We start from the raw sequence: 20583 nt of genomic DNA, 5'->3' as shown, positions 1-20583 counted from the left end.
CGCGGCACTCGGATCCATCCACGGTTCGGGGGTTGCGCTACCCGCTCACCCACGTGGCCGCGCCAGTGTGGACGGCATGGCAGCGGCATTGGTTCTCCTTGATTGGCTCACGCGCCGCGGCGGCGTCGCCCACACCGCCGAGGCCCGCGCACAGGGTTTCTCGGCCCGCACGATGGCGGATGCCGTGGCGAGCGGGGTTCGACGGGTGCGGCGCAGCTGGCTGGTGATGCCGCACGTGGAGGATGTCATCGTGCGCGCCGTCGAAGCGGGCGGCCGGGTGACGTGCCTCACGCAGGCGCGCCGGCTCGGACTGTGGGTGCCCGAGCACGACGGCATCCATGTCGCGGTCGCACCGACGGCCTCCCGACTCGGTGACGGCGTGCACGCCCACTGGGGAGCCGCCCCCACGCCGGTGTCGCGGTACGCGGTCGTCGACGGCATCGTGAACACGCTGCAGCAGGTCGCGCGCTGCGTTGCCGAGGCCGACGCGCTGACGGTGTGGGAATCGGCGGTGCGCAAGAAGCTGATCGATCCTGCGACGCTGGCAGCCGTGCAGTGGCGAGGCACTCGCGCCTCGGCCGTGAACGAGCTGGCATCCCTGCTGAGCGACTCGGGACTGGAGACCGTGTTCCTGGCGGGGCTGCGGGCGTTCGACCTGCCGATCCGCCAGCAGGTGCGCATCGACGGGCACGCGGTGGACTTCCTCATCGGCGACCGGCTGGTCATCCAGCTCGACGGCTGGGAGTTCCACAGCGCCCCCGCCGACCGACGTCGCGACCTCCGGGCAGACGCGCGGCTGGTGCTGCGCGGCTACACCGTGCTGCGCTTTGACTGGATGCAGGTGCTGCGGCAGTGGGCATTCGTCGAGGAGACGGTGCTGCTGGCGGTCGCGCAGGGCAAGCACCGCGCCCCCGCGCTGTCACGAGCGTAGGAGATGGGACGAGCGTAGGACGGATGCCGCGACAGAACTCCTCCCTTCGCCACATCTCCTACGCTCGTAACGGCAGAAGCGGCGAAAGCCGAGCCGGATGCCGCGGCTCAGGCGCCCAGGCGGCTGAGATGCTCGCGCAGCGTCGGTCCCTTGCGGAACTCGCGGATCAAGTGCTGCACGACTTCCCGCAGGTCGCCGTCGGCGGCAGCGGCGACCGTCAGCTGCCGGGCATAGCTGGCGCCGCCGGTGAGGATGGTCTCCACCTCGGCGAATTCGCGGGCGCACTTGAGTTCGACCGCGATGTCGGCCAGCTGCTCGACCGTCGTGCGCAGGTGTTCGGTGACGGGCAACTGCGTGCCGTCGCGGTCGACGATGATGCGGGCATCCAGGCCGTAGCGGGCGGCGCGCCACTTGTTCTCCCGCACGAACCACGGCTGCAGGAACGGCAGCTCCCGGCCCGCATCGAGCTCGCGGGAGAAATGCTCCACGAGCGCCTGCACCAGCGCGGCCACGGCGGCCAGCTCCGGCAACGTCGACATGCCGTCGCACGCGCGCACCTCGATGGTGCCCCAGCGGGGCGCCGGGCGGACGTCCCACCGCACCTCGGTGGCATCCGCCATCACTCCGGTATGGGCCATGTCGTCGAGGTAGCTCTCGTACTCCGCGTACGTCTGCAACGGCCAGGGGAGACCGGCGGTGGGCAGCTGCTGGAACACCAGGGCGCGATTGGACGCGTACCCGGTGCTCTCGCCGGCCCAGAACGGGCTGGATGCCGACAGCGCCTGAAGATGCGGCAGGTAGGCGGCCAGGGCGTTGACGATCGGCATGACCTTGTTGACGTCGTCGACGCCGATGTGCACGTGGATGCCCCAGATCATCATGTTGCGTCCCCACCACTGGGTGCGCTCGATGAGCTTGTGGTAGCGGGTCTTGTCGGTCACCTGCTGGTCGAACCACTGCGCGAACGGGTGACTGCCGGCGCACAGCAGCTCCAGCCCCAGCGGGTCGGTCACGGTGCGCACCGCGGCGATGGCGTCGGCGATGTCGTCGACGGCGGCAGCCACGGTCTGGCCGATGCCGCTGGTGACCTCCAGGGTGTTGGTCAGCAGTTCCCCGGTCACGGTGTAGCGCTCGAGCGCCGTTGATTCGCCGAGCGCGGCGATCACTTCCGGCGCGCGGGGCACAAGATCCCCGGTGCTTCCGTCGGCGAGCATGAGCTCCCATTCGAGCCCGACGGAGGAGCGGGCGGATGTCGCGAAGGGCACCGTCATGCGCACAGTCTGGCACGCGCGCGAGCGGGTGGTTCGCGGCATGCCCCAGCATCTGGCAAAATAGAAGGCTGGACCGCGCGCTCGACCCTCTAACCGGGCTCGCGATCCACTCTCGAGCTTTTGCCGGGTGTGCACCCCACGCTCCAGGCGACGTTCATCCTTCCAACACATTCAGGAGAATTGTGGCTGTCAAGATCCGTCTCAAGCGGCTCGGCAAGATCCGTGCCCCGTACTACCGCATCGTCGTCGCCGACTCGCGCACCAAGCGCGACGGTCGTGTCATCGAGGAGATCGGCAAGTACCACCCGACCGAGGAGCCCTCGTTCATCGAGGTCAACTCCGAGCGGGCGCAGTACTGGCTGTCCGTCGGCGCGCAGCCGACCGAGCAGGTCGCCGCACTGCTGAAGCTCACGGGTGACTGGGGCAAGCACAAGGGTGACAAGAACGCCGTCTCGACCGTGAAGACGGCCGAGCCCAAGGCACCCTTCGAGGTCGACGCCGCGAAGAAGTCCGTTGTCAAGCCGAAGGTGGAGAAGAAGGCCGACCAGGCTGCTTCCACCGAGGCTGCGTCCGACGAGGCGCCTGTCGCCTCCACCGACGCCGAGTAAGCCGTTGCTGGCCGCCGCGCTCGAACACGTCGTCAAGGGGATCGTCGATCACCCCGAGGACGTGACCGTGAACACTTCCACCTCGCCTCGCGGCGACGTGCTGGAGGTGCGCGTGCACCCCGATGATCGGGGTCGCGTCATCGGGCGCGGCGGACGCACGGCAAAGGCGCTGCGCACCGTCGTGTCGGCTCTGGCCGACGGACGACGCGTGCGCGTCGATGTTGCGGACGACTGAGGTGTCGGCTGCGAAAACCCCCCGCGCCCAGTTGCGCGTCGGTCGACTGGTCAAGGCGCACGGGCTCAAGGGCGCACTCAAGCTCGAGCTGTACACCGATGACCCTGATCGCCGTTTCACCACCGGTGCCGTCTTCACACTGCAGGTGCCGGAGGCTTCACCCTGGCATGGCAAGTCCATCACGGTGCGTGAGTTCCGCTGGATGAACTCGCACCCCGTCGTGTTCTTCGAAGACGTTGAAGACCGCGAAGCGGCCGAGACGCTCGTGCGCGCCATCCTGTGGATCGACCAGGACGAGGACGAGGACTCCCCGGAGTCGGATGCCTGGTACGACCACCAACTCGTCGGCCTCGATGTCGTCCGCGACGGCGACGTCGTCGGACGTGTCGTGCGGGTCGACCACCTCCCGGCGCAGGACCTGCTGATCGTCCGCCCCACCGGCGACGGCGACCGCGAGATCCTGGTGCCGTTCGTCACGGCCATCGTGCCCGACGTGGACATCGCCGCCGGACGCGTCACCGTCACCCCGCCCGCAGGGCTCTTCGAAGAGCTGGCGCCGGAACCGGATGCCGCGGCGGACGCAGCCCCCGATGACGCAGCGCCGACTGATGGCGACGCTCCCGAGGCGGACGCCGACAAGGACTGACGTGCGCATCGACGTCGTCTCGATCTTCCCGTCGTTCTTCGACGTGCTGGAAGTCTCGCTGCTGGGCAAAGCCCGCGGCGCAGGGCTCCTGGACATCCGCGTGCACGACCTGCGCACGCACACCCACGACCGTCACCGCACCGTGGACGACACCCCCTACGGCGGCGGCGCGGGCATGGTGATGAAGCCCGAGCCCTGGGGCGAGGTGCTGGACGAGATCACAGCGGATGCCGGCGACCGGCCGGTGTTCGTGTTCCCCTCGCCCGCGGGGGAGCGGTTCACTCAGGCCACCGCGCGTGAGATGTCGCAGCTGCCGCACCTGGTGTTCGGCTGCGGCCGTTACGAGGGGATCGACGAGCGGGTGTTCGACTACGCCGCGACCCTCGGCGAGGTCCGGCTGGTGAGCCTGGGCGACTACGTGCTCAACGGCGGCGAGGTCGCGGCGATGGCCATGATCGAGGCCATCGGCCGTCTCATCCCCGGCGTCGTCGGCAACCCCGCAAGCCTCGTGGAGGAGTCCCACGAGGACGGCCTGCTGGAGTACCCGTCGTACACCAAGCCGTCATCCTGGCGCGGCTACGACGTGCCGCCGGTGCTGCTCAGCGGCAACCACGGCGCCGTCGACACCTGGCGCCACCAGCAGCAGCTGGAGCGCACGCGCGAGCGTCGCCCCGATCTGCTCGCCGACTGAGGTCAGTCCACCCCGAGGAACGACCGATCGGTCAGCACGATGGGGCCGTCTTCGGTGATGGCGATCGTGTGCTCGGCGTGAGCACCCCGCGAACCGTCGACGCTGCGCAGCGTCCAGCCGTCGGAGTCGGTGATCAGCTCGTCGGTGGTCTGCAGGAACCACGGCTCCAGCGCCAGCACCAGCCCCGCACGCAGCGGATAGCCGCGCGCCGGCTTGCCGTCGTTGGGCACGTGAGGGTCGCCGTGCATGACGCGGCCGACGCCGTGCCCGCCGAAGTCGGTGTTGATCGAGTACCCGTCGCCGTGGGCGACCTCGGCGATCGCGTGTGAGATGTCGCCGATCCGGTTGCCGACCACGGCCGCGCCGATCGCGGCATCCAGCGCCCGCTCGGTGGTGTCGATGAGGGCGAGGTCCTCCTCGCGCGGCGTGCCGACGACGAACGAGATGGCGGAGTCGGCGACCCAGCCGTCGACCGACACCGCGAAGTCCAGCGATACGAGGTCGCCGTCGCGCAGCGCGTAGTCGTGGGGGAGCCCGTGCAGCACGGCGTCGTTGATGGACGTGCAGATCACCTTGCCGAACGGACTCGCGCCGAACGAGGGGTGATAGTCGATGTAGCAGGACTCTGCCCCGGCGCGGCGGATCAGCTCGTGGGCGCGCTTGTCGATCGCCAGCAGATTCGTGCCGACCTTCGTCTCGTCACGCAGGGTCGCCAGTACCTCCGCAACAAAGCGGCCCGCCGGTCGCATCGCGTCGATCTCGGCGGGGGTGCGCAACTCGATCATCGGGTTCCTTTCGTCCGGCATCCATTCTCCCTGATGCCGGGGTGTGCGGGTGCGAACGGATGCCGGTGTGCGCCGTGACACGGCAGGCGTAGCATCGAAGCCATGTGGCTGCGACGCGCGTTCTATCTCTGGCTCCTGCCGGCCGCGTTCGTGCTGCCGATGTGGTTGGTCGTCGGATGGGTCATCTTCGACGGCGGCGGCTGGGCGCTGCTGTGGGTGCTGTTCCTCGCGGTGCCGGCGGTGTTCATCGCCGAACTGGTGCTGATGCTGCTGGTGCGAGCAAGAGGCACGGTGCGCGCGCAGGGCGCGGTGTCGTGGTGGGACGTGCTCGGCTTCGGCCTCTGGCACCTCTCGATCATCGCGCTGGGGTTCTTCGGACCCGCCTGGATCCCGCAGGCGCTGGGCGCCGCGGGCCTCGCGGTCGGGGTGTTCTGGCTCTCGCTGTGGCAGCTGTGGACCGAAGCGCGTCCGCGACTGACCATGGTGCGCGCCGGCAACGGCACGGCCTTCATTCCGGCCGCGGAGCCCCGGCGCGAGCCCGACGAAGTGGCCGATGTGGTCATCATCGAGGAGAAGCGGCTCCCACCCACGGTGTAAGGCGGTTTGGTGGGCGCCAGTGCGCATGGCAGAATAGAGCTTCGTGCCCTGATTGACTCTGCCTCAGGGGAGCGGACCGCGCAGACGGTTCCGGGGCACCACTTCTCTTATTCCTCTATCTCGCGGTCGACCTGTGGCGGCTGCAGGAAGTGACGATCATGCAGATCCTCGATTCAGTCGACGCAGCATCCCTGCGCTCCGACATCCCCGTCTTCGGTCCCGGCGACACCGTCAAGGTGCACGTCAACATCACCGAAGGCAACCGCTCCCGTATCCAGGTCTTCCAGGGCACCGTCCTCGGTCGCTCGGGTGACGGCGTGCGTGAGACCTTCACCGTTCGCAAGATCAGCTTCCAGGTCGGCGTCGAGCGCACCTTCCCGGTGCACAGCCCCGTGATCGACCACATCGAGGTCGTCACCCGCGGCGACGTGCGCCGCGCCAAGCTCTACTACCTGCGTAACCTTCGCGGCAAGAAGGCCAAGATCAAGGAGAAGCGCGACCGCTGACGCGTCTTTTGCAGACGGATGCCCCGGGGGTCGACCCCCGGGGCATCCGTCGTTCCACGGTCGCTGCGCACGCGTCGTATGCCGCGGCCGGATGCCGAATGTGCGACGCTTGAACATGTCGCCTCATGCTTCGAGAGGCGCCGGAAGAAGGATGGTCGATGACGGCTGAGCAGACGGCCCCGCCGCACGATCCGGGGCTGCCGCGTCGCCGGCACGGCTGGTGGCCGTTCGTGCGCGATGTGCTCATCATCGTGCTCATCGCGGTGGTGGTGTCCTTCCTCGTGAAGACCTTCCTGGTGCGGTCGTTCTACATCCCCTCCGGGTCGATGCAGCAGACGCTGCAGATCGAGGACCGCATCCTCGTCGACGAACTCACGCCGCGCTTCGGCGGCTTCGACCGGGGCGACATCGTCGTCTTCCGCGACCCGGGCGGGTGGCTCACCCCCGCCGTCGAGCCGGAGCGTTCCGCGGTGGTCGTGGCCTTCGACTGGGCGCTGTCGCTGGTGGGACTGTCCGCACCCGACAGCAAGGACCATCTCATCAAGCGCGTCGTCGGGCTGCCGGGCGACCACGTGGTCTGCTGCAATGCGCTCGGACAGCTGACCGTCAACGGCATCCCCATCGACGAGAGCGTCTATCTCAACCTCGCGGTCGGTGAAGCCGCCCCGCAGGAGTACGAGTTCGACGTCGTGGTGCCGGAAGGTTCGCTGTGGGTGCTCGGCGACAACCGCGATCACTCCCGCGACTCGCGCTACAACCAGGATCAGCCGAACAAGGGTTTCGTGCCCATCGAGAACGTCGTCGGCCGAGCGTTCCTCATCACGTGGCCGCTGGATCGCGTGGGCCTCATCGACGGCCACCACGACGTGTTCGCCGGTGTGCCCGACTCCGAAACCGAGTGACACCATGACCGTCGTCGAGCCGCGCCTGACGCTGGAGCGTCGACTGCTGCGCGAGCACACGATGGTCATCGCGTGCGACGAGGTGGGGCGCGGGGCCCTGGCAGGTCCCGTGGCCGTCGGCGCCGTCGCAGTGGATGCCGCACGCGCCCGTCGTCGCGTCCCCGAGGGCCTGCGCGACTCCAAGCTCGTCCCCGCCGCCCGGCGCGCGGAGGTGGCCGACCGCGCCGCAGCGTGGGTCGGGGCGTCGGCAGTGGGCTGGGCAAGCTCCGCGGAAGTCGACCAGGTCGGCATCATCCGGGCGCTCGGGATCGCGGCTCTGCGCGCCGTCGACCAGCTGCGCGGTCACGGCATCGTGCCCGAAGAGGCGATCGTGCTGCTGGACGGCAACCACGACTACATCACGCCTGCGGGCGGGGCGGGGCTGCTGGTGCGCCCCGTCGTGAAGGCCGACCGCGACTGCGCCAGCGCGGCGGCGGCATCCGTCATCGCGAAGGTGGCCCGCGACGGCCTCATGACCGATCTGCATGACGACTGGCCGGATTATCAGTGGGCTCGCAACAAGGGCTACGCCAGCGAGGAACACCGCGCCGCGATCCGCTCGCTCGGGCTCAGCACGCACCACCGGGCGTCGTGGGCGATCCTCGACGCACCGACGCTCTTCTGAGCGGCCATAGGATGGTCTCACCATGGACGATGAGGGCTTCGAGGACTACGACCGCGAACTTGAGCTGGCGCTGTATCGCGAGTACCGCGATGTCGTGTCGCAGTTCGCCTACGTGATCGAGACCGAACGTCGGTTCTACCTCGCCAACGAGGTCAACGTCGTACGTCGTGACACCGAGCACGACTTCTACTTCGAGATCTCGATGACCGACGTGTGGGTCTGGGACATCTACCGTGCCGACCGGTTCGTCAAGTCGGTGCGCGTGCTGACGTTCAAGGACGTCAACGTCGAGGAGCTCACTCGCCGCGACTTCCACCTGCCCGAGGAGCTCTCGCTCGATTCCTGAGCGTTTTCCGCCCCGTAGCCTCCTCCCCAGGGTGCAATAGCGGCCGCCGGTCCCCGATCCGGCGTATGCGCGCCGACGTCCCCCTCGCGCACGCGCGACGATCGCTGCATGGCAGCCAAGGACGAACGAGGACGAGACGGCGAAGCGCGCGCGGCACGCTATCTGGAGGATGCCGGCTGGCGGGTGCTCGCGCGCAACTGGCGCTGCCCGCAGGGTGAACTCGATCTGGTCGCCACCCACGCCGATGTCATCGCCGTCGTGGAGGTCAAGACGCGGCGCACCGATGCATTCGGGCACCCGTGGGAGGCCGTGGACGACCGCAAACGCCGACGGCTGTGGCGATTGGCCTATGCGTGGCTTGCCGCGCACCCCGACCTGATGCAGGGACACCGGCTGCGCCTGGACGTCATAGCGATCACCGGGGAGGACCCTGCCACGGCGTCACTGGAGCACCTGCGGGACCTGCGATGACGGTTGCGCGCACGTGGGCGGTCGCGCTGACCGGGTTGGAGGGCGCGCTGGTCGAGGTCGAGGCGGACCTGTCCCGGCAGACCCCCGACTTCAAGATCATCGGCCTGCCTGACAAAGCGCTGGGCGAAGCGCACCAACGCGTGCACAACGCCTGCGAGAACAGCGGCCTGCAGTTGCCGCGACGGCGGCTCACGGTCAATCTGTCGCCGGCGAGCCTGCCGAAACAGGGCGCCGGCTTCGACGTCGCGATCGCCGTCGCCGCGCTGGCGACCGAGCACCGTCTCGACCCGGCGTCCCTCCGCTCCGCAGTGCACCTGGGCGAGCTCGGCCTGGACGGGCGGCTGCGTCCGGTACCGGGGGTGCTGCCGGCGGTGGTGGCCGCCGTCCGCGCCGGGATCACCCGCGTCGCGGTGCCCTTCGCCAATCGGGCAGAGGCGGCACTGGTGGACGGCGTCGAGGTGCTCGGTGCGGTGAGTCTGCTCGACGTGCTGCGGTGGCACGGTCTGGACGTCGAGCATCGCGAGTTGCCGCCGGTCACCGACGACGCCCCTCCCGAGCGGGCTGTCGAGCGACTGGAGCTGGCGGAGGTGATCGGCCAGCGCGACGCCGTCGAGGCGATCGTCCTGGCGGCATCCGGCGGACATCACGTGCTCATGAGCGGACCACCCGGGTCGGGCAAGACGATGCTGGCGCGCCGCCTCCCCGGCATCCTGCCGGAGCTCGACGATTCCGCAGCGCTGCAGGCCGCATCGATTCGGTCGCTCGGCGGAGCCCGGGTGGTCGCCCTGGAACGCACCCCGCCGTTCGAGGCGCCGCATCACACCGCGAGTGTCGCCGCGCTCGTCGGCGGCGGCAGCCGGGTGATCCGCCCCGGTGCCATCGCCCGGGCCAGTGGCGGAGTGCTGTTCCTCGACGAGGCAGGGGAGTTCGCCTCCGGCGCCCTGGATGCGCTGCGGGAGCCGCTGGAGAACGGGTCGATCCAGATCCACCGGGCCGGGGCGAGCGCGACCTTCCCGGCGCGCTTCCAGCTGGTGCTGGCGACCAACCCGTGCCCGTGCGGCGCGTACGGCGTGCCCGGCGGTGACTGCGTGTGCCCGCCCTCGGGCATCCGCCGGTATCTGGGACGCCTGTCCGGTCCCATCCGCGATCGCATCGACATCGAGCTCGCGGTCATGCGCGTATCTGTGGCACATGCGCAGGCCCCTGCGGACAGCCCGATCACGACGGCGCAGGCACGGACCCGGGTGCACGCGGCACGTGAGCGGGCGGCGCGCCGGTTGGCGGGAACGCCGTGGCGCACGAACGCCGAGGTCTCCGGCGCGTGGCTGCGGCAAGGCCCCCTCGCGCCGCCGCCGGCCGTGCGACGCCCGCTGGACGCGGCACTGCATCGCGGGTCGCTCACGCTGCGCGGGTACGACCGGGTGCTGCGGGTGGCGTGGAGCAATGCCGACCTCGCGGGACGTCCCCGGCTGGACATCGACGACATCGGACGCGCGCTGTACCTGAAGAAGGGGATGACACCGCTGTGAACCCACCACTGCACGATCCCGATGCCGCTCGCACGGCCCTGCAAGGGGTGGTCGAAGCGGACCTCGACAACGACCAGGTGGCGGACCGCCATGCCCGCGGGGTGTGGTCGGGGATCTGCGAACCCGGCGACGGCGACGCCGGTCTGCTGGTGGCCGCCGTCGGCGCGGCCGGGGCCCTGCGCCTCGTCGCCGCCGACGACGCGCCGGCCGTCGCGGCGGCCGCGGCGATCGACCGCGACCGGGCGCGCGAGGCGCTGGAGCGCTGGCGACCCCGCCTCGCATCCGGCCCCAGCGCCGCGGGGTTCGACACCGCCCGCCGCGTCGGGGTGCGGCTGATCGTCCCGGGCGACGCGACGTGGCCCACCCGGGTGGACGATCTCGGACCGCACGGTCCGCTGTGTCTCTGGGTGCGCGGCCGACTGCCGGAGCACCCCGTCCCGACCGTGGCGATCGTCGGCGCCCGCGCCGCGACCTCGTACGGCGAGCACGTCGCGATGGAGTTGTCGGCGGAGCTTGCGGCGACGGGGGTCCGCATCGTGTCGGGGGCGGCATACGGCATCGACGGTGCCGCCCATCGCGCGGCGCTCAACGCCGGCGGACTCACCGACGCGCTGCTGGCAGGCGGAGTTGACCGCCCCTACCCGGCAGGGCATGAGGACCTGCTGGGGCGGATCACCCGCACCGGCGCGGTGATCAGCGAGGTGCCCTGCGGGGCGGCGCCCACCAAATGGCGGTTCCTGTCGCGCAACCGCATCATCGCGGCGATCTCCGACGCGACGGTCGTCGTCGAGGCCGGCTGGCGCAGCGGGTCCCTCAACACCGCCGCGCATGCGGCCTCCCTGGGGCGGCCGCTGGGTGCCGTGCCGGGGCCGGTGACGAGTCCCGCGTCGGCCGGATGCCACCGCATGCTGCGGGACTTCGACGCGCGCTGCATCACCCGCAGCGCCGACGTACGGGAACTGCTGGGGCTCGACGACGACTTGCTCCCCGGTGCCGACGGCTGGGTCGACGAGGCGACGGCACTGCGCGACGCGCTCAGTACCCGCTCCTGGCGCACCGTGGACGACGTGGCGCGGCGGTGCGGTCAGAGCATCGCCCACGTCGAACGGGGCCTGGGACTCCTGCTGCTCGACGGCCGCGCGCAGCACGGCCCGGCGGGTTGGCGCCTCATCGTCACCCGCCGCTGACCGGAGCGTCGGACCGGGACCGCGGCAGGGACGCGGCATCCTGGAGGCATGCGGATCACCGAGGCCATCGAGCAGTACACGCGGCACCTCGCCGACGTGCGGCGGCTGTCTGCCGCGACCGTGCGCGCCTACCGCTCCGACCTGACCGACATGACCGCCGTCGTGGGCGACATCCCGCTGGCAGAGGTGGACCTCGAGGGCCTGAGGGAGTGGCTCTGGGCCGCCACCAAACGAGGTGACGCGCGGGCGACGCTTGCTCGGCGCACCGCCGCGGCGCGGGGGTTCTTCGCCTGGGCCACCGAGTACGGCCACCTCGCCACCGACCCGAGCCTGCGCCTGGTCGCGCCCAAGCGGGGCCGCACCCTACCGCGCGTGGCCACCGCGGAGGCGGTGGGGGGCGTCCTGGACGATCTGCGGACGCGTGCCGATGAGGGCGACCCGCGGGACCTTCGCGACGCCGCCGTGCTGGAGCTGCTCTACGGGGCAGGCCTTCGGGTGTCGGAACTGTGCGGCGTGGACCTCGGCGACATCGACCGCGGCGCGGCGACCGTGCGGGTGCTGGGCAAGGGGTCGAAGGAACGCGTCGTGCCGTTCGGGCTGCCGGCGGCCCGCGCCCTGGACGCGTACCTCGTGCGCGGCCGGCCCGCGCTGGCGGCCCGGGCCGAGAAGCCGGATCCCGCCGCGGTGTTCCTGGGCCTCCGCGGCGCGCGTCTCGGCCCGCGTGCGGTGTATGACCTGGTCGCGCGGGAGATCGCCCCCCTGGTCGGCGCCGAGACGGTCGGGCCCCACACGCTGCGGCACTCCGCGGCCACCCACCTGCTCGACGGCGGGGCGGACCTGCGGGCGGTGCAGGAGATGCTCGGGCACGCCAGCCTCGGGACCACGCAGATCTACACCCATGTGTCGGGTGAGCGCCTGGCCGCCGCCTATCGGCTGGCCCATCCCAGAGCGTGATCGGGGCCCTCCGCAAGGGGTAGCGGGGCCGCCGGACGCGACTTAGCGTGAGGCCATGTCCCCTCGCCGTCTGCTCGTGACCGTCACCGCCGCCGCGTTCGCGCTCTCCTTGAGCGCTTGCGTGCCCATCAGCACCGACGGGGCACGTCCCGCCGACGACGATGCGCGCCCGTCCGCGTCGGCTGCACCCTCCGCGCCCGGTGCGGCCACCGGCGGCGATTGCGGGGGAGAACCGGTCACCGTCTCATCCGGCAGCGACCTGGATCTGTCGGGCGATTGCCCGCAGGTGACCCTCAGCGGCACCGACATCGAGCTCGACCTCACTCGCGCGACCGTGGACGAACTCCAGATATCCGGCGACCGTCACGAGGTCGACGCGGGTGATGTCGTCACGGTGGCCATCTCGGGTCAGGACAACAACCTCGAAGCAACCTCCGTCATGAGTCTCGAACTCACCGGCGACCGCAACGAGATCGACGTACGCGGTGAGATCGGCGAGGTCGTGGTCAACGGCAACGACAACGAGGTGGATGCCGGGGCGCTGGGCGATGTCGTCGACAACGGCGACCGCAACTTCATCGTCGTCGACCGCTGACAACACGGCAGCAGCACCGCCCGGGGAACCTCGCCGAACAGCAGCATCGGGTTGATGTAGTCGCCGGAAAGCCGCACGCCCACGTGCACCGACCCGCGCCCGGTGTGTCCGCCGACGGCGATCTCACCGATCGGATCGCCTCGGGCGACCGGCTCCCCGGCGCTGACACGCGGCGCGACCGGTTCGAAGGTCGTCACCAGCCCCTGGCCGTGGTCGATCGTCAGCAGCGGCCGGCCCGCGACGGAGCCCGCGAACGCCACCACGCCGTCCGCGGGCGCCACGACGACGCGGGAGTCGCCGGCGGCCAGGTCCATGCCGCGATGACCCGGGCCGTACCGGTGGGCGGGGGCGCGGAACGGCTCCTCGAGTCGCGCACCGGCCAGCGGCCACAGCCACCGCTCCGCCGCAGCGGGGAGCCGGTCTGCCCGGATGCCGGCACCCGCCGGTGCAGCGGCCACTGTGCTCGCCGCCAGCAGCAGTACGAGGGACAGCACAGCGAGCACGCGATGACCGGGCATCGCCCCATGCTTGCCGCTTCGGTGCCGCCGCGCGGATGCCCACCCGGGCAATGGGGGACAACCTCCCGCACCGCAGCGCGGGGGAGGATGCGGCGGCTGATAAGATGATCCCGCACCTCGCCTCGGCGGGGTGACTCCGCGTGCCCACAGCACAGCGCTCGCCCCAGGTAAGCGCATCGCGGCATCCACACCCCAGGTCTTCCCGCACCAGCGGGAGGTGGGTGTGCGCCGGGCACCAGGCTCGCCGGTCGAACGACCAGGCGTGGACAACCGAAACAACGGCGCATCCTGCGCCGAGAACAGGAGAACGGCCATGGCCGTCGTTACCATTCGCCAGCTGCTCGACAGCGGTGTGCACTTCGGACACCAGACCCGCCGGTGGAACCCGAAAGTCAAGCGCTTCATCCTGACCGAGCGCAGCGGCATCCACATCATCGACCTGCAGCAGTCGCTCGGGTACATCGACAAGGCGTACGAATTCGTCAAGGAGACCGTCGCCCACGGCGGCACCATCCTCTTCGTCGGCACCAAGAAGCAGGCGCAGGAAGTCATCGCCGAGCAGGCGACCCGCGTCGGCCAGCCTTACGTCAACCAGCGCTGGCTCGGTGGTCTGCTGACCAACTTCACCACCATCTCCAAGCGTCTTGCGCGTATGAAGGAGCTCGAAGAGCTCGACTACGAGACCCCCGCCAACAGCGGCTTCACCAAGAAGGAACTCCTTCTCAAGAAGCGTGAGCTGGACAAGCTGCACAAGTCGCTCGGTGGTATCCGCAACCTGCAGAAGACGCCGTCGGCCATCTGGGTCGTCGACGCCAAGCGCGAGCACCTCGCCATTGACGAGGCACGCAAGCTCGGCATCCCGGTGATCGGCATCCTCGACACCAACGCCGACCCGGACGAGTTCCAGTACCCGATCCCCGGCAACGACGACGCCATCCGCGCCGTCGGCCTGCTGACCCGCGTGATCGCCGACGCCGCCGCTGAGGGCCTGATCCAGCGTCACCAGCCCGCCGGTGAGGCCGAGGCTGAGGTCGCTGAGCCCCTCGCCGAGTGGGAGCGCGAGCTGCTCGAGCAGAGCGCACCCGCCCAGTCCTCCGCCGAGACCGAGAAGGTCGCCGACGTCGCCGTAGCCGAGGCCGAGGCGAGCGAACTCATCGCCGACGAGCAGGCCATCGAGGGCGAAGCCGCCACGGAGTCCGCCGACGACGCCGCTGCTGCAGAGGCCCAGGAAGCCGCCGCGGAGGAGGCTCCCGTCGAGGAGCCCGCCGCCGCCAAGGCTGCCGAGTAAGTCCAACCGGATTCTGTCGGGGCGGGCGCACGCGCGCTCGCCCCGACTTCCCTGAGAACTCACCGAACCAAGGAGCCACTTCCCATGGCAAACTTCACCATCGCCGACATCAAGGCGCTGCGCGAGCAGCTCGGCACGGGCATGGTCGACACCAAGAAGGCGCTCGAGGAAGCCGACGGCGACCTCGAGAAGGCCGTCGAGATCCTCCGCCTCAAGGGCGCGAAGGGCAACGCGAAGCGGGCCGACCGCTCCACCAGCGAAGGCCTCGTCGTCGCCCGTGAGCAGGGCGGCAAGGTCACGTTGATCGAGCTGAACACCGAGACCGACTTCGTCGCGAAGAACGACCGCTTCATCGCGCTGGCCGACAAGGTCGCCGACGCCGCCGCAGCTGTGGCCGCCGACTCCGTCGAGGCTGCACTGGCCGCCGACGCCGGTGGCAAGACCGTCGCGCAGCTGATCGACGACGAGGCCGCCATCATCGGCGAGAAGGTCGAACTGCGTCGCGTCCGCACGCTCTCCGGCGACCACTTCGAGATCTACCTCCACAAGACCAGCAAGGACCTGCCCCCGCAGATCGGCGTGGTCGTGGCCTACTCGGGTGACGACGCCGAGACCGCCCGCAGCATCGCTCAGCACATCTCGTTCGCTAACCCGACCTACCTCACGCGTGAGGAAGTTCCCGCCGCCGACGTCGAGAAGGAGCGCGAGATCGTCACCGAGATCTCCCGCAACGAGGGCAAGCCCGAGGCTGCCCTGCCGAAGATCGTCGAGGGCCGCGTGAACGCGTTCTTCAAGCAGGTCGCGCTCCTGGACCAGGACTACGCGAAGGACAACAAGCTGTCCGTCGCCAAGGTCGCCCAGGATGCCAGCATCAGCATCACCGACTTCGCCCGCTTCAAGGTCGGCGCGTAAGTCGCGCGAAAGGCCCGCATCGCTTCGGTGCGGGCCTTTCCCATGCCCGACGGTAGGTTGTACCAGACGAGAGGATGACACGTGATCGATGAGGCCACGGGACGCCGGCGCGTTCTGCTGAAACTGTCCGGTGAAGCGTTCGGAGGGGGCCAGCTGGGAGTCAATCCCGACGTCGTCAGCCAAGTCGCCCGGGAGATCGCTGCCGCGGTGGACCGCGTCGAGATCGCCATCGTCGTCGGCGGCGGAAACTTCTTCCGCGGCGCCGAACTCAGCCAGCGGGGAATGGACCGCGGGCGCGCGGACTACATGGGGATGCTCGGGACCGTCATGAACGCCCTCGCGCTGCAGGACTTCCTCGAGCAGGCCGGAGCTGCCACCCGCGTGCAGTCCGCGATCTCGATGACGCAGGTCGCCGAGCCGTACATCCCCCGGCGTGCAGAGCGTCACATGGAGAAGGGCCGCGTCGTGATCTTCGGCGCCGGCGCCGGACTGCCCTACTTCTCCACCGACACCGTCGCCGCCCAGCGTGCGCTGGAGATCGGTGCCACCGAGGTGCTCGTGGCCAAGAACGGCGTCGACGGGGTGTACACCGCGGACCCCCGCATCGACCCGTCAGCCACTCGCCTCGACAGGCTGACCTATAACGATGCCCTGCAGCGGGGCCTGAAGGTCGTTGATTCCACGGCGTTCAGCCTGTGCATGGACAACCGCATGGACATGCGGGTGTTCGGCATGGAACCTGCCGGCAACGTCACCCGCGCCCTGCTTGGCGAGCAGATCGGCACCCTGGTCACGGCGTAGCGCCCGATCCGGGTGACCGGCCTCAACTAGACTTGACAACGACTTGTCCCGACGAATGGAGTGACCGTGATCGCCGATGTGCTGGCCGATGCCGGAACCCGCATGGACCGCGCCGTGGAGGCTGCGAAGGATGACTTCGCGACCGTCCGCACCGGGCGCGCCAACCCGCAGCTGTTTCAGAAGATTCTCGTGGACTACTACGGCACCCCCACGCCGCTCGCGCAGCTGGCGTCCCTGAACAACGCCGAGGCCCGCACCCTCGTCATCACGCCGTACGACAAATCGGCGCTCAAGGCCATCGAGCAGGCCATCCGGGACATGCCGAACCTCGGGGCCAACCCGAGCAACGACGGCACGATCGTGCGCGTGTCGATGCCGGAGCTGACGGCGGAGCGCCGCAAGGAGTATGTCAAGCTCGTGCGCACCAAGGGCGAGGATCACAAGGTCCACGTCCGTGGCATCCGTCGTAAGGCGAAGGACGACCTCGATGCCCTCAAGAGCGACGTCGGCGAGGACGAGATCGCCCGCGGCGAGAAGGAACTGGACGCGCTGACGCGGGCCCACGTCGACGCGATCGACGACGCGCTCAAGCGCAAAGAGACCGAGTTGCTCGAGGTCTAGGCCCGCCCATGACCGACGCTTCCGACGAACCGGAGCGCTCGCCCGAAACGCCCTTGCGGCGTTCGGACGCCCGCCGGCCCTCCGGCGACGCCGGCGACGAATTCACCTCGCACCTGCGCTCGGCCCGTTCCGAGTTCGAGCAGCAGGTGGAGCGTGCGCGCGCCGACTTCGACCTGGCCAACGAGAAGATCAAACAGCGCACCGGTCGCGACCTCATCGTCGCGACGCTGATCGGGCTGGCGCTCGGGGCCATCGTGATCGGCTCGCTGATGTTCTTCAAGGAGTTCTTCCTGCTCTTCGCCGTGCCGGTGGCGCTGCTGGGTGTGTTCGAGTTCTCCCGGGCGCTGCAGGTTTCCGGGCGCCGCGTGGACGTGGTGCCGCAGCTGATTGCGGCGCTGGCGCTCGTGCTGGCCGGCTACTTCCTCGACTACTGGACGCACTGGACCGTCGCGTTCGTGGCGGTCGCCTTCGTCATCGTGTGGCGCCTGATGGCGCAGATGGCATCGCGCAACGGCCGCACCTACGGTGATGTGCTCTCGGACGTGCTCGTCGCCGGGTTCATCCAGCTGTACGTCGGTTTCCTCGGCAGCCTCCTGCTCATCCTGCTGCGCCAGGAGCAGGGGGAGTGGTGGGTGCTGGCGATGATCTCGACAGCCGTCGCCGCCGACACCGGCGCATATGCGTTCGGGCTCATGTTCGGCAAGCACCCGATGGCGCCGCGCATCAGCCCGAAAAAGACGTGGGAGGGCTTCGGTGGCGCCGTCCTGGCGGCGCTGACCGCCGGCGTGCTGCTGGGCCTGTACATGCTGCACGTGCCGTGGTGGGCCGGGCTCATCCTCGGTGTCGCGATCCTCGCGACGGCCACGATCGGTGATCTCGGTGAGTCGATGATCAAGCGCGACCTCGGCATCAAGGACATGAGTTCCTGGCTGCCCGGTCACGGTGGGGTGCTCGACCGCCTCGACTCGATCCTCCCCTCGACCGTCCCCGCCGTGGCGCTGTACTTCGTGTTCTTCCCCCTGGTGGTGGCATGACCCTGTCCGACACCGACGCCGACGCTGACGCCGACGCTGTGGAGCAGCAGGCGCCGGCATCGCCGTTTCCGGAGACGCACGGGCGTCAGAAGGGCTACGACAAGCAGGCCGTCGATGACTTCCTCGCCCACGCGCGCGAGGCCTTCGAGGCGGATCCCGCCGAGGCATCCGTCACGAGCGCAGATGTGCGTCGCGCCGGTTTCCCGCTGGTGCGGCACGGCTACGCCGTGGCTGCGGTGGATGCTGCGCTCGGCCGCATCGAGGACGCCTTCGCCGCGCGGGAGCGTGAACGCGCGCTGTCCCGCGCCGGTGCCCGGGCGTGGGTGGGCCGTTCGCGGGACCTTGCGCAGGAGATCCTCGACCGACTGTCGCGGCCGCGCGGAAAGAGGTTCGTGCGGGTGGGCCCGCTTCGCTACGGCTACCGCATCGATGAGGTGGACGTCGTCGCGGACAAGCTCGTGGCGTACCTCGAGACCGGAGAGCCGATCACGGTGGAGCAGGTGCGCATGGTGGCCTTCCGGATGCAGCGCGGCGGCTACCGCGAGACCCAGGTCGACGCGGTGCTGGACTCGGTCGTCGAAGTGATGTTGGCGATCGGATGATCCGAGGATGCCGTCTTCGCGCTCACCCGGTAGACTCTGGCCCACTGTGACTTCCGGCAACGAGTTGACTTCCCCGGCAGCCCGCCAGGCTGTCGCCGACCGTCCCGCGGCGACGCGGCGGTCTTTGAAGGCCTCGGCAGCACCTCGCTGGTCGCGGCGTCGCGGTGTGCTGGGTGTCTTCGCCGGCCTCGCGGTCGTCGGTTTCGCCGCCGCCTACATCGGTCCGATGGGCGGAGCGCTGTCGAGTGCGGTCGCCGAAGACGACTCGCGGATCTCGCTGTACGCCGACTCGGCCGACGATGCCCAGGCGCTGGACGTGCCCGCAGCAGACACACCGGCCGCGGTGGCATTCGAGCGCAGCGGGTACACCGTCTACGTCACGCCCAAGCCCACTCCCACGCCCGAGCCGAAGCCTGCCGCAAGGTCGTCGTCGTCGTCGTCCTCCTCGGCGGCTGCCGCGCCGCTGTTCTACACCGGCGGCGGCAGCGCGGCAGAGTGGATGGCCGCGGCGGGCATCGCCGAGAGCGACTGGGGCTACGTCGACTACATCGTCGGCCGCGAAAGCGGCTGGAACCCGAACGCCACCAACCGCTCCTCGGGCGCGTGCGGGCTGGTCCAGGCGCTGCCGTGCAGCAAGGTGCCGGGCAACGGCTATGACCCCGTGGACAACCTGCGCTGGGGCAACGGATACGCCGTCGGGCGTTACGGCAGCTGGGCGGCCGCCTACAACTTCTGGACCAGTAACCACTGGTGGTGAGCGGTCCCGACATGCCTCGATCCCATCGCCGTCGTCCCGACCCGTCGCCGGATGTCGCCCTCGACCGGCTCATCGCGGGCTGGAAGCGCACCGAGCTGCGCCGTGGCGCGCAGTGGACCGTGCAGCCGGTGTCGGCGGTGCAGGCGCTGAAGGCCTACACCTGCCCCGGGTGCGCGCGGATGATCGAGCCCGGTGTCGCGCACCTGGTCGCCTGGCGCGCCGACGGTGTGCTCGGTGACGCCGCAGCCCTCGCGGATCGACGCCATTGGCATCCACAGTGCTGGAGGATCGGCTGACGTGGAGATCCGCGGACCGGTGCTGCTTCCTGCGCACCGCGAAGACATCGAGCTGCACACTCTTGACGGTCTGACCCTCGTTGGCGAGCTCGCCTCGCCGGCCGACGGCGACCCCGTCGCGACGCTGGTGACGCTGCATCCGCTGCCGACGGCCGGCGGATTCATGGACTCCCACATTCTCCGCAAGGCGGCCGCACGCCTGCCGGCGCTTGCGCAGCTGGCCGTGCTGCGGTTCAACACGCGCGGCACGTCGTCGCCGCGCGGGACGAGCGAGGGCCAATTCGACGGCGGTCACGCCGAGGAATTCGACGTCGCCGCGGCGATGGCGTTCGTGCGCGAGCGGGGACTGCCGCGGCCGTGGCTGGTGGGGTGGTCGTTCGGTACCGAACTGGCACTCAAGTACGGCCGCGACCACGACGTCGAAGGCGTGATCCTGCTCTCCCCGCCGCTGCACCGTGCCACCGCCGAGGACATCGCGGCGTGGGCGGGGGATGAGCGCACTGTGGTGGTGGTCGTGCCGGAGCTGGACGACTACCTGCGCCCGCCCGAGGCCGCCGAGCGCTTCGCCGCGATCCCGCATGCCGTGGTGATCCCCGTCACCGGCGGGCGCCACCTCTGGGTGGGGGAGAGCCAGACCCGCCGCGTACTGACCGAGATCGTCGCGGCCGTGAACCCCGACGCGCTGCCGCTGCCCACCGTGTGGGACGGTCCCGAGGGCTGACCCCGCGGGCGGATGTCGGCGGGTGGATGCCGCGGCGCGCATCCCCACGGCTTCGTGCATTCCGGCATCCGGCGCCCGAGATGCGGAGATCTGCCGGAACGAGGGCCGAATCCCG

26 protein-coding genes and 1 pseudogene are annotated in these 20583 nt (G+C 70.0%); 24 read left to right on the top strand and 3 right to left on the bottom strand.

What is annotated here, in order from left to right; genetic code table 11:
• Positions 1–76: 76 nt before the first annotated feature.
• Positions 77–931: a DUF559 domain-containing protein gene (locus tag NQ151_RS02545; RefSeq protein ID WP_257526924.1), complete on the top strand. Its 855-nt coding sequence runs from the start codon at positions 77–79 to the stop codon at positions 929–931.
• Between the two features lie 107 nt (positions 932–1038).
• Here the strand turns inward: NQ151_RS02545 and NQ151_RS02540 are convergent, their stop codons facing one another.
• A complete protein-coding gene (locus NQ151_RS02540) occupies positions 1039–2202 on the bottom strand; it encodes a glutamate--cysteine ligase (protein ID WP_257526923.1) in 1164 nt (387 codons plus the stop codon).
• A 182-nt stretch (positions 2203–2384) separates the two neighbouring features.
• Here NQ151_RS02540 and rpsP point away from each other — a divergent pair, with 182 nt between their 5' ends.
• From rpsP to trmD, 4 genes are read left to right on the top strand one after another with little or no spacing between them, the layout of a single operon-like run.
• Positions 2385–2810, top strand: coding sequence for a 30S ribosomal protein S16 (gene rpsP, locus NQ151_RS02535; protein WP_257509571.1), 426 nt, complete (start codon positions 2385–2387; stop codon positions 2808–2810).
• Positions 2811–2814: 4 nt separating this feature from the next.
• Positions 2815–3045, top strand: a complete 231-nt coding sequence (locus NQ151_RS02530; RefSeq protein ID WP_257509572.1) for an RNA-binding protein — start codon at positions 2815–2817, stop codon at positions 3043–3045.
• A complete protein-coding gene (gene rimM / locus NQ151_RS02525; protein WP_257526921.1) occupies positions 3029–3691 on the top strand; it encodes a ribosome maturation factor RimM in 663 nt (220 codons plus the stop codon). The genes NQ151_RS02530 and rimM overlap by 17 nt, the downstream gene beginning before the upstream one ends.
• Position 3692: 1 nt before the next feature.
• A complete protein-coding gene (gene trmD, locus NQ151_RS02520; RefSeq protein ID WP_257509574.1) occupies positions 3693–4382 on the top strand; it encodes a tRNA (guanosine(37)-N1)-methyltransferase TrmD in 690 nt (229 codons plus the stop codon).
• Between the two features lie 2 nt (positions 4383–4384).
• Here trmD and map read toward each other — a convergent pair whose 3' ends face one another.
• A complete protein-coding gene (gene map / locus NQ151_RS02515) occupies positions 4385–5167 on the bottom strand; it encodes a type I methionyl aminopeptidase (RefSeq protein WP_257509944.1) in 783 nt (260 codons plus the stop codon).
• A 102-nt stretch (positions 5168–5269) separates the two neighbouring features.
• On the opposite strand from map, the gene NQ151_RS02510 reads away from it, so the two are divergent.
• From NQ151_RS02510 to NQ151_RS02465, 10 genes are all read left to right on the top strand, one after another.
• The gene (locus tag NQ151_RS02510) at positions 5270–5764 is read left to right on the top strand and encodes an MFS transporter permease (protein ID WP_257526920.1); all 495 of its coding nucleotides are present in this window, start codon (positions 5270–5272) and stop codon (positions 5762–5764) included.
• Between the two features lie 158 nt (positions 5765–5922).
• Entirely contained in the window at positions 5923–6270 is a 348-nt protein-coding gene (rplS, locus tag NQ151_RS02505; RefSeq protein WP_257509945.1) for a 50S ribosomal protein L19, read from the top strand.
• 158 nt (positions 6271–6428) lie between these two features.
• On the top strand, positions 6429–7172 hold the full coding sequence (lepB, locus tag NQ151_RS02500) for a signal peptidase I (RefSeq protein ID WP_257509576.1): 744 nt from the start codon (positions 6429–6431) through the stop codon (positions 7170–7172).
• 4 nt (positions 7173–7176) lie between these two features.
• Positions 7177–7836, top strand: coding sequence for a ribonuclease HII (gene rnhB / locus NQ151_RS02495; RefSeq protein ID WP_257526919.1), 660 nt, complete (start codon positions 7177–7179; stop codon positions 7834–7836).
• Between the two features lie 22 nt (positions 7837–7858).
• Positions 7859–8182, top strand: coding sequence for a DUF2469 family protein (locus NQ151_RS02490; protein ID WP_257493299.1), 324 nt, complete (start codon positions 7859–7861; stop codon positions 8180–8182).
• Between the two features lie 108 nt (positions 8183–8290).
• Positions 8291–8653, top strand: coding sequence for a YraN family protein (locus NQ151_RS02485; protein WP_257526918.1), 363 nt, complete (start codon positions 8291–8293; stop codon positions 8651–8653).
• A complete protein-coding gene (locus NQ151_RS02480) occupies positions 8650–10182 on the top strand; it encodes a YifB family Mg chelatase-like AAA ATPase (RefSeq protein ID WP_257526917.1) in 1533 nt (510 codons plus the stop codon). The genes NQ151_RS02485 and NQ151_RS02480 overlap by 4 nt, the downstream gene beginning before the upstream one ends.
• Positions 10179–11369: a DNA-processing protein DprA gene (gene dprA, locus NQ151_RS02475; protein WP_257526916.1), complete on the top strand. Its 1191-nt coding sequence runs from the start codon at positions 10179–10181 to the stop codon at positions 11367–11369. Before NQ151_RS02480 ends, dprA begins: the two co-directional genes overlap by 4 nt.
• A 48-nt stretch (positions 11370–11417) precedes the next feature.
• Positions 11418–12323: a tyrosine recombinase XerC gene (locus tag NQ151_RS02470; protein ID WP_257526915.1), complete on the top strand. Its 906-nt coding sequence runs from the start codon at positions 11418–11420 to the stop codon at positions 12321–12323.
• Between the two features lie 55 nt (positions 12324–12378).
• Positions 12379–12918: a hypothetical protein gene (locus NQ151_RS02465; protein WP_257526914.1), complete on the top strand. Its 540-nt coding sequence runs from the start codon at positions 12379–12381 to the stop codon at positions 12916–12918.
• Between the two features lie 59 nt (positions 12919–12977).
• Here NQ151_RS02465 and NQ151_RS02460 read toward each other — a convergent pair.
• Positions 12978–13232, bottom strand: a pseudogene (locus NQ151_RS02460) (peptidoglycan DD-metalloendopeptidase family protein); the annotation flags it as partial.
• A gap of 517 nt (positions 13233–13749) precedes the next feature.
• Here NQ151_RS02460 and rpsB point away from each other — a divergent pair.
• From rpsB to NQ151_RS02415, 9 genes are all read left to right on the top strand, one after another.
• Positions 13750–14724 carry a 30S ribosomal protein S2 gene (gene rpsB / locus NQ151_RS02455; RefSeq protein WP_257526913.1) on the top strand — a complete coding sequence of 325 codons (975 nt, stop codon included), beginning with the start codon at positions 13750–13752 and terminating at the stop codon, positions 14722–14724.
• A gap of 84 nt (positions 14725–14808) precedes the next feature.
• On the top strand, positions 14809–15636 hold the full coding sequence (tsf, locus tag NQ151_RS02450; RefSeq protein ID WP_257526912.1) for a translation elongation factor Ts: 828 nt from the start codon (positions 14809–14811) through the stop codon (positions 15634–15636).
• Between the two features lie 81 nt (positions 15637–15717).
• Positions 15718–16437 (top strand): UMP kinase, encoded by a 720-nt coding sequence (gene pyrH, locus NQ151_RS02445; RefSeq protein ID WP_257526911.1) that lies wholly within the window; start codon positions 15718–15720, stop codon positions 16435–16437.
• A gap of 66 nt (positions 16438–16503) precedes the next feature.
• Complete coding sequence (gene frr / locus NQ151_RS02440; protein WP_257509946.1) at positions 16504–17058, top strand: ribosome recycling factor; 555 nt, start codon at positions 16504–16506, stop codon at positions 17056–17058.
• Between the two features lie 8 nt (positions 17059–17066).
• Positions 17067–18092 (top strand): phosphatidate cytidylyltransferase, encoded by a 1026-nt coding sequence (locus tag NQ151_RS02435; RefSeq protein WP_257509604.1) that lies wholly within the window; start codon positions 17067–17069, stop codon positions 18090–18092.
• Positions 18089–18694, top strand: a complete 606-nt coding sequence (locus tag NQ151_RS02430; RefSeq protein WP_257526910.1) for a DivIVA domain-containing protein — start codon at positions 18089–18091, stop codon at positions 18692–18694. The genes NQ151_RS02435 and NQ151_RS02430 overlap by 4 nt, the downstream gene beginning before the upstream one ends.
• A gap of 46 nt (positions 18695–18740) precedes the next feature.
• Positions 18741–19451 carry an aggregation-promoting factor C-terminal-like domain-containing protein gene (locus NQ151_RS02425; RefSeq protein ID WP_257526909.1) on the top strand — a complete coding sequence of 237 codons (711 nt, stop codon included), beginning with the start codon at positions 18741–18743 and terminating at the stop codon, positions 19449–19451.
• 11 nt (positions 19452–19462) lie between these two features.
• Positions 19463–19747 carry an Rv1322 family protein gene (locus NQ151_RS02420; protein ID WP_257509607.1) on the top strand — a complete coding sequence of 95 codons (285 nt, stop codon included), beginning with the start codon at positions 19463–19465 and terminating at the stop codon, positions 19745–19747.
• A gap of 1 nt (position 19748) precedes the next feature.
• Positions 19749–20468: an alpha/beta hydrolase gene (locus tag NQ151_RS02415; RefSeq protein ID WP_257509608.1), complete on the top strand. Its 720-nt coding sequence runs from the start codon at positions 19749–19751 to the stop codon at positions 20466–20468.
• Positions 20469–20583: the final 115 nt, after the last annotated feature.

Origin of the sequence: Microbacterium sp. zg-YB36, assembly GCF_024623575.2 — a bacterium.
In the GTDB taxonomy this organism is placed as follows: Bacteria; Actinomycetota; Actinomycetes; order Actinomycetales; family Microbacteriaceae; genus Microbacterium.
The sequence above is the reverse complement of the archived record's forward strand: the minus strand, read 5'-3'. Positions and strand labels throughout refer to the sequence as shown.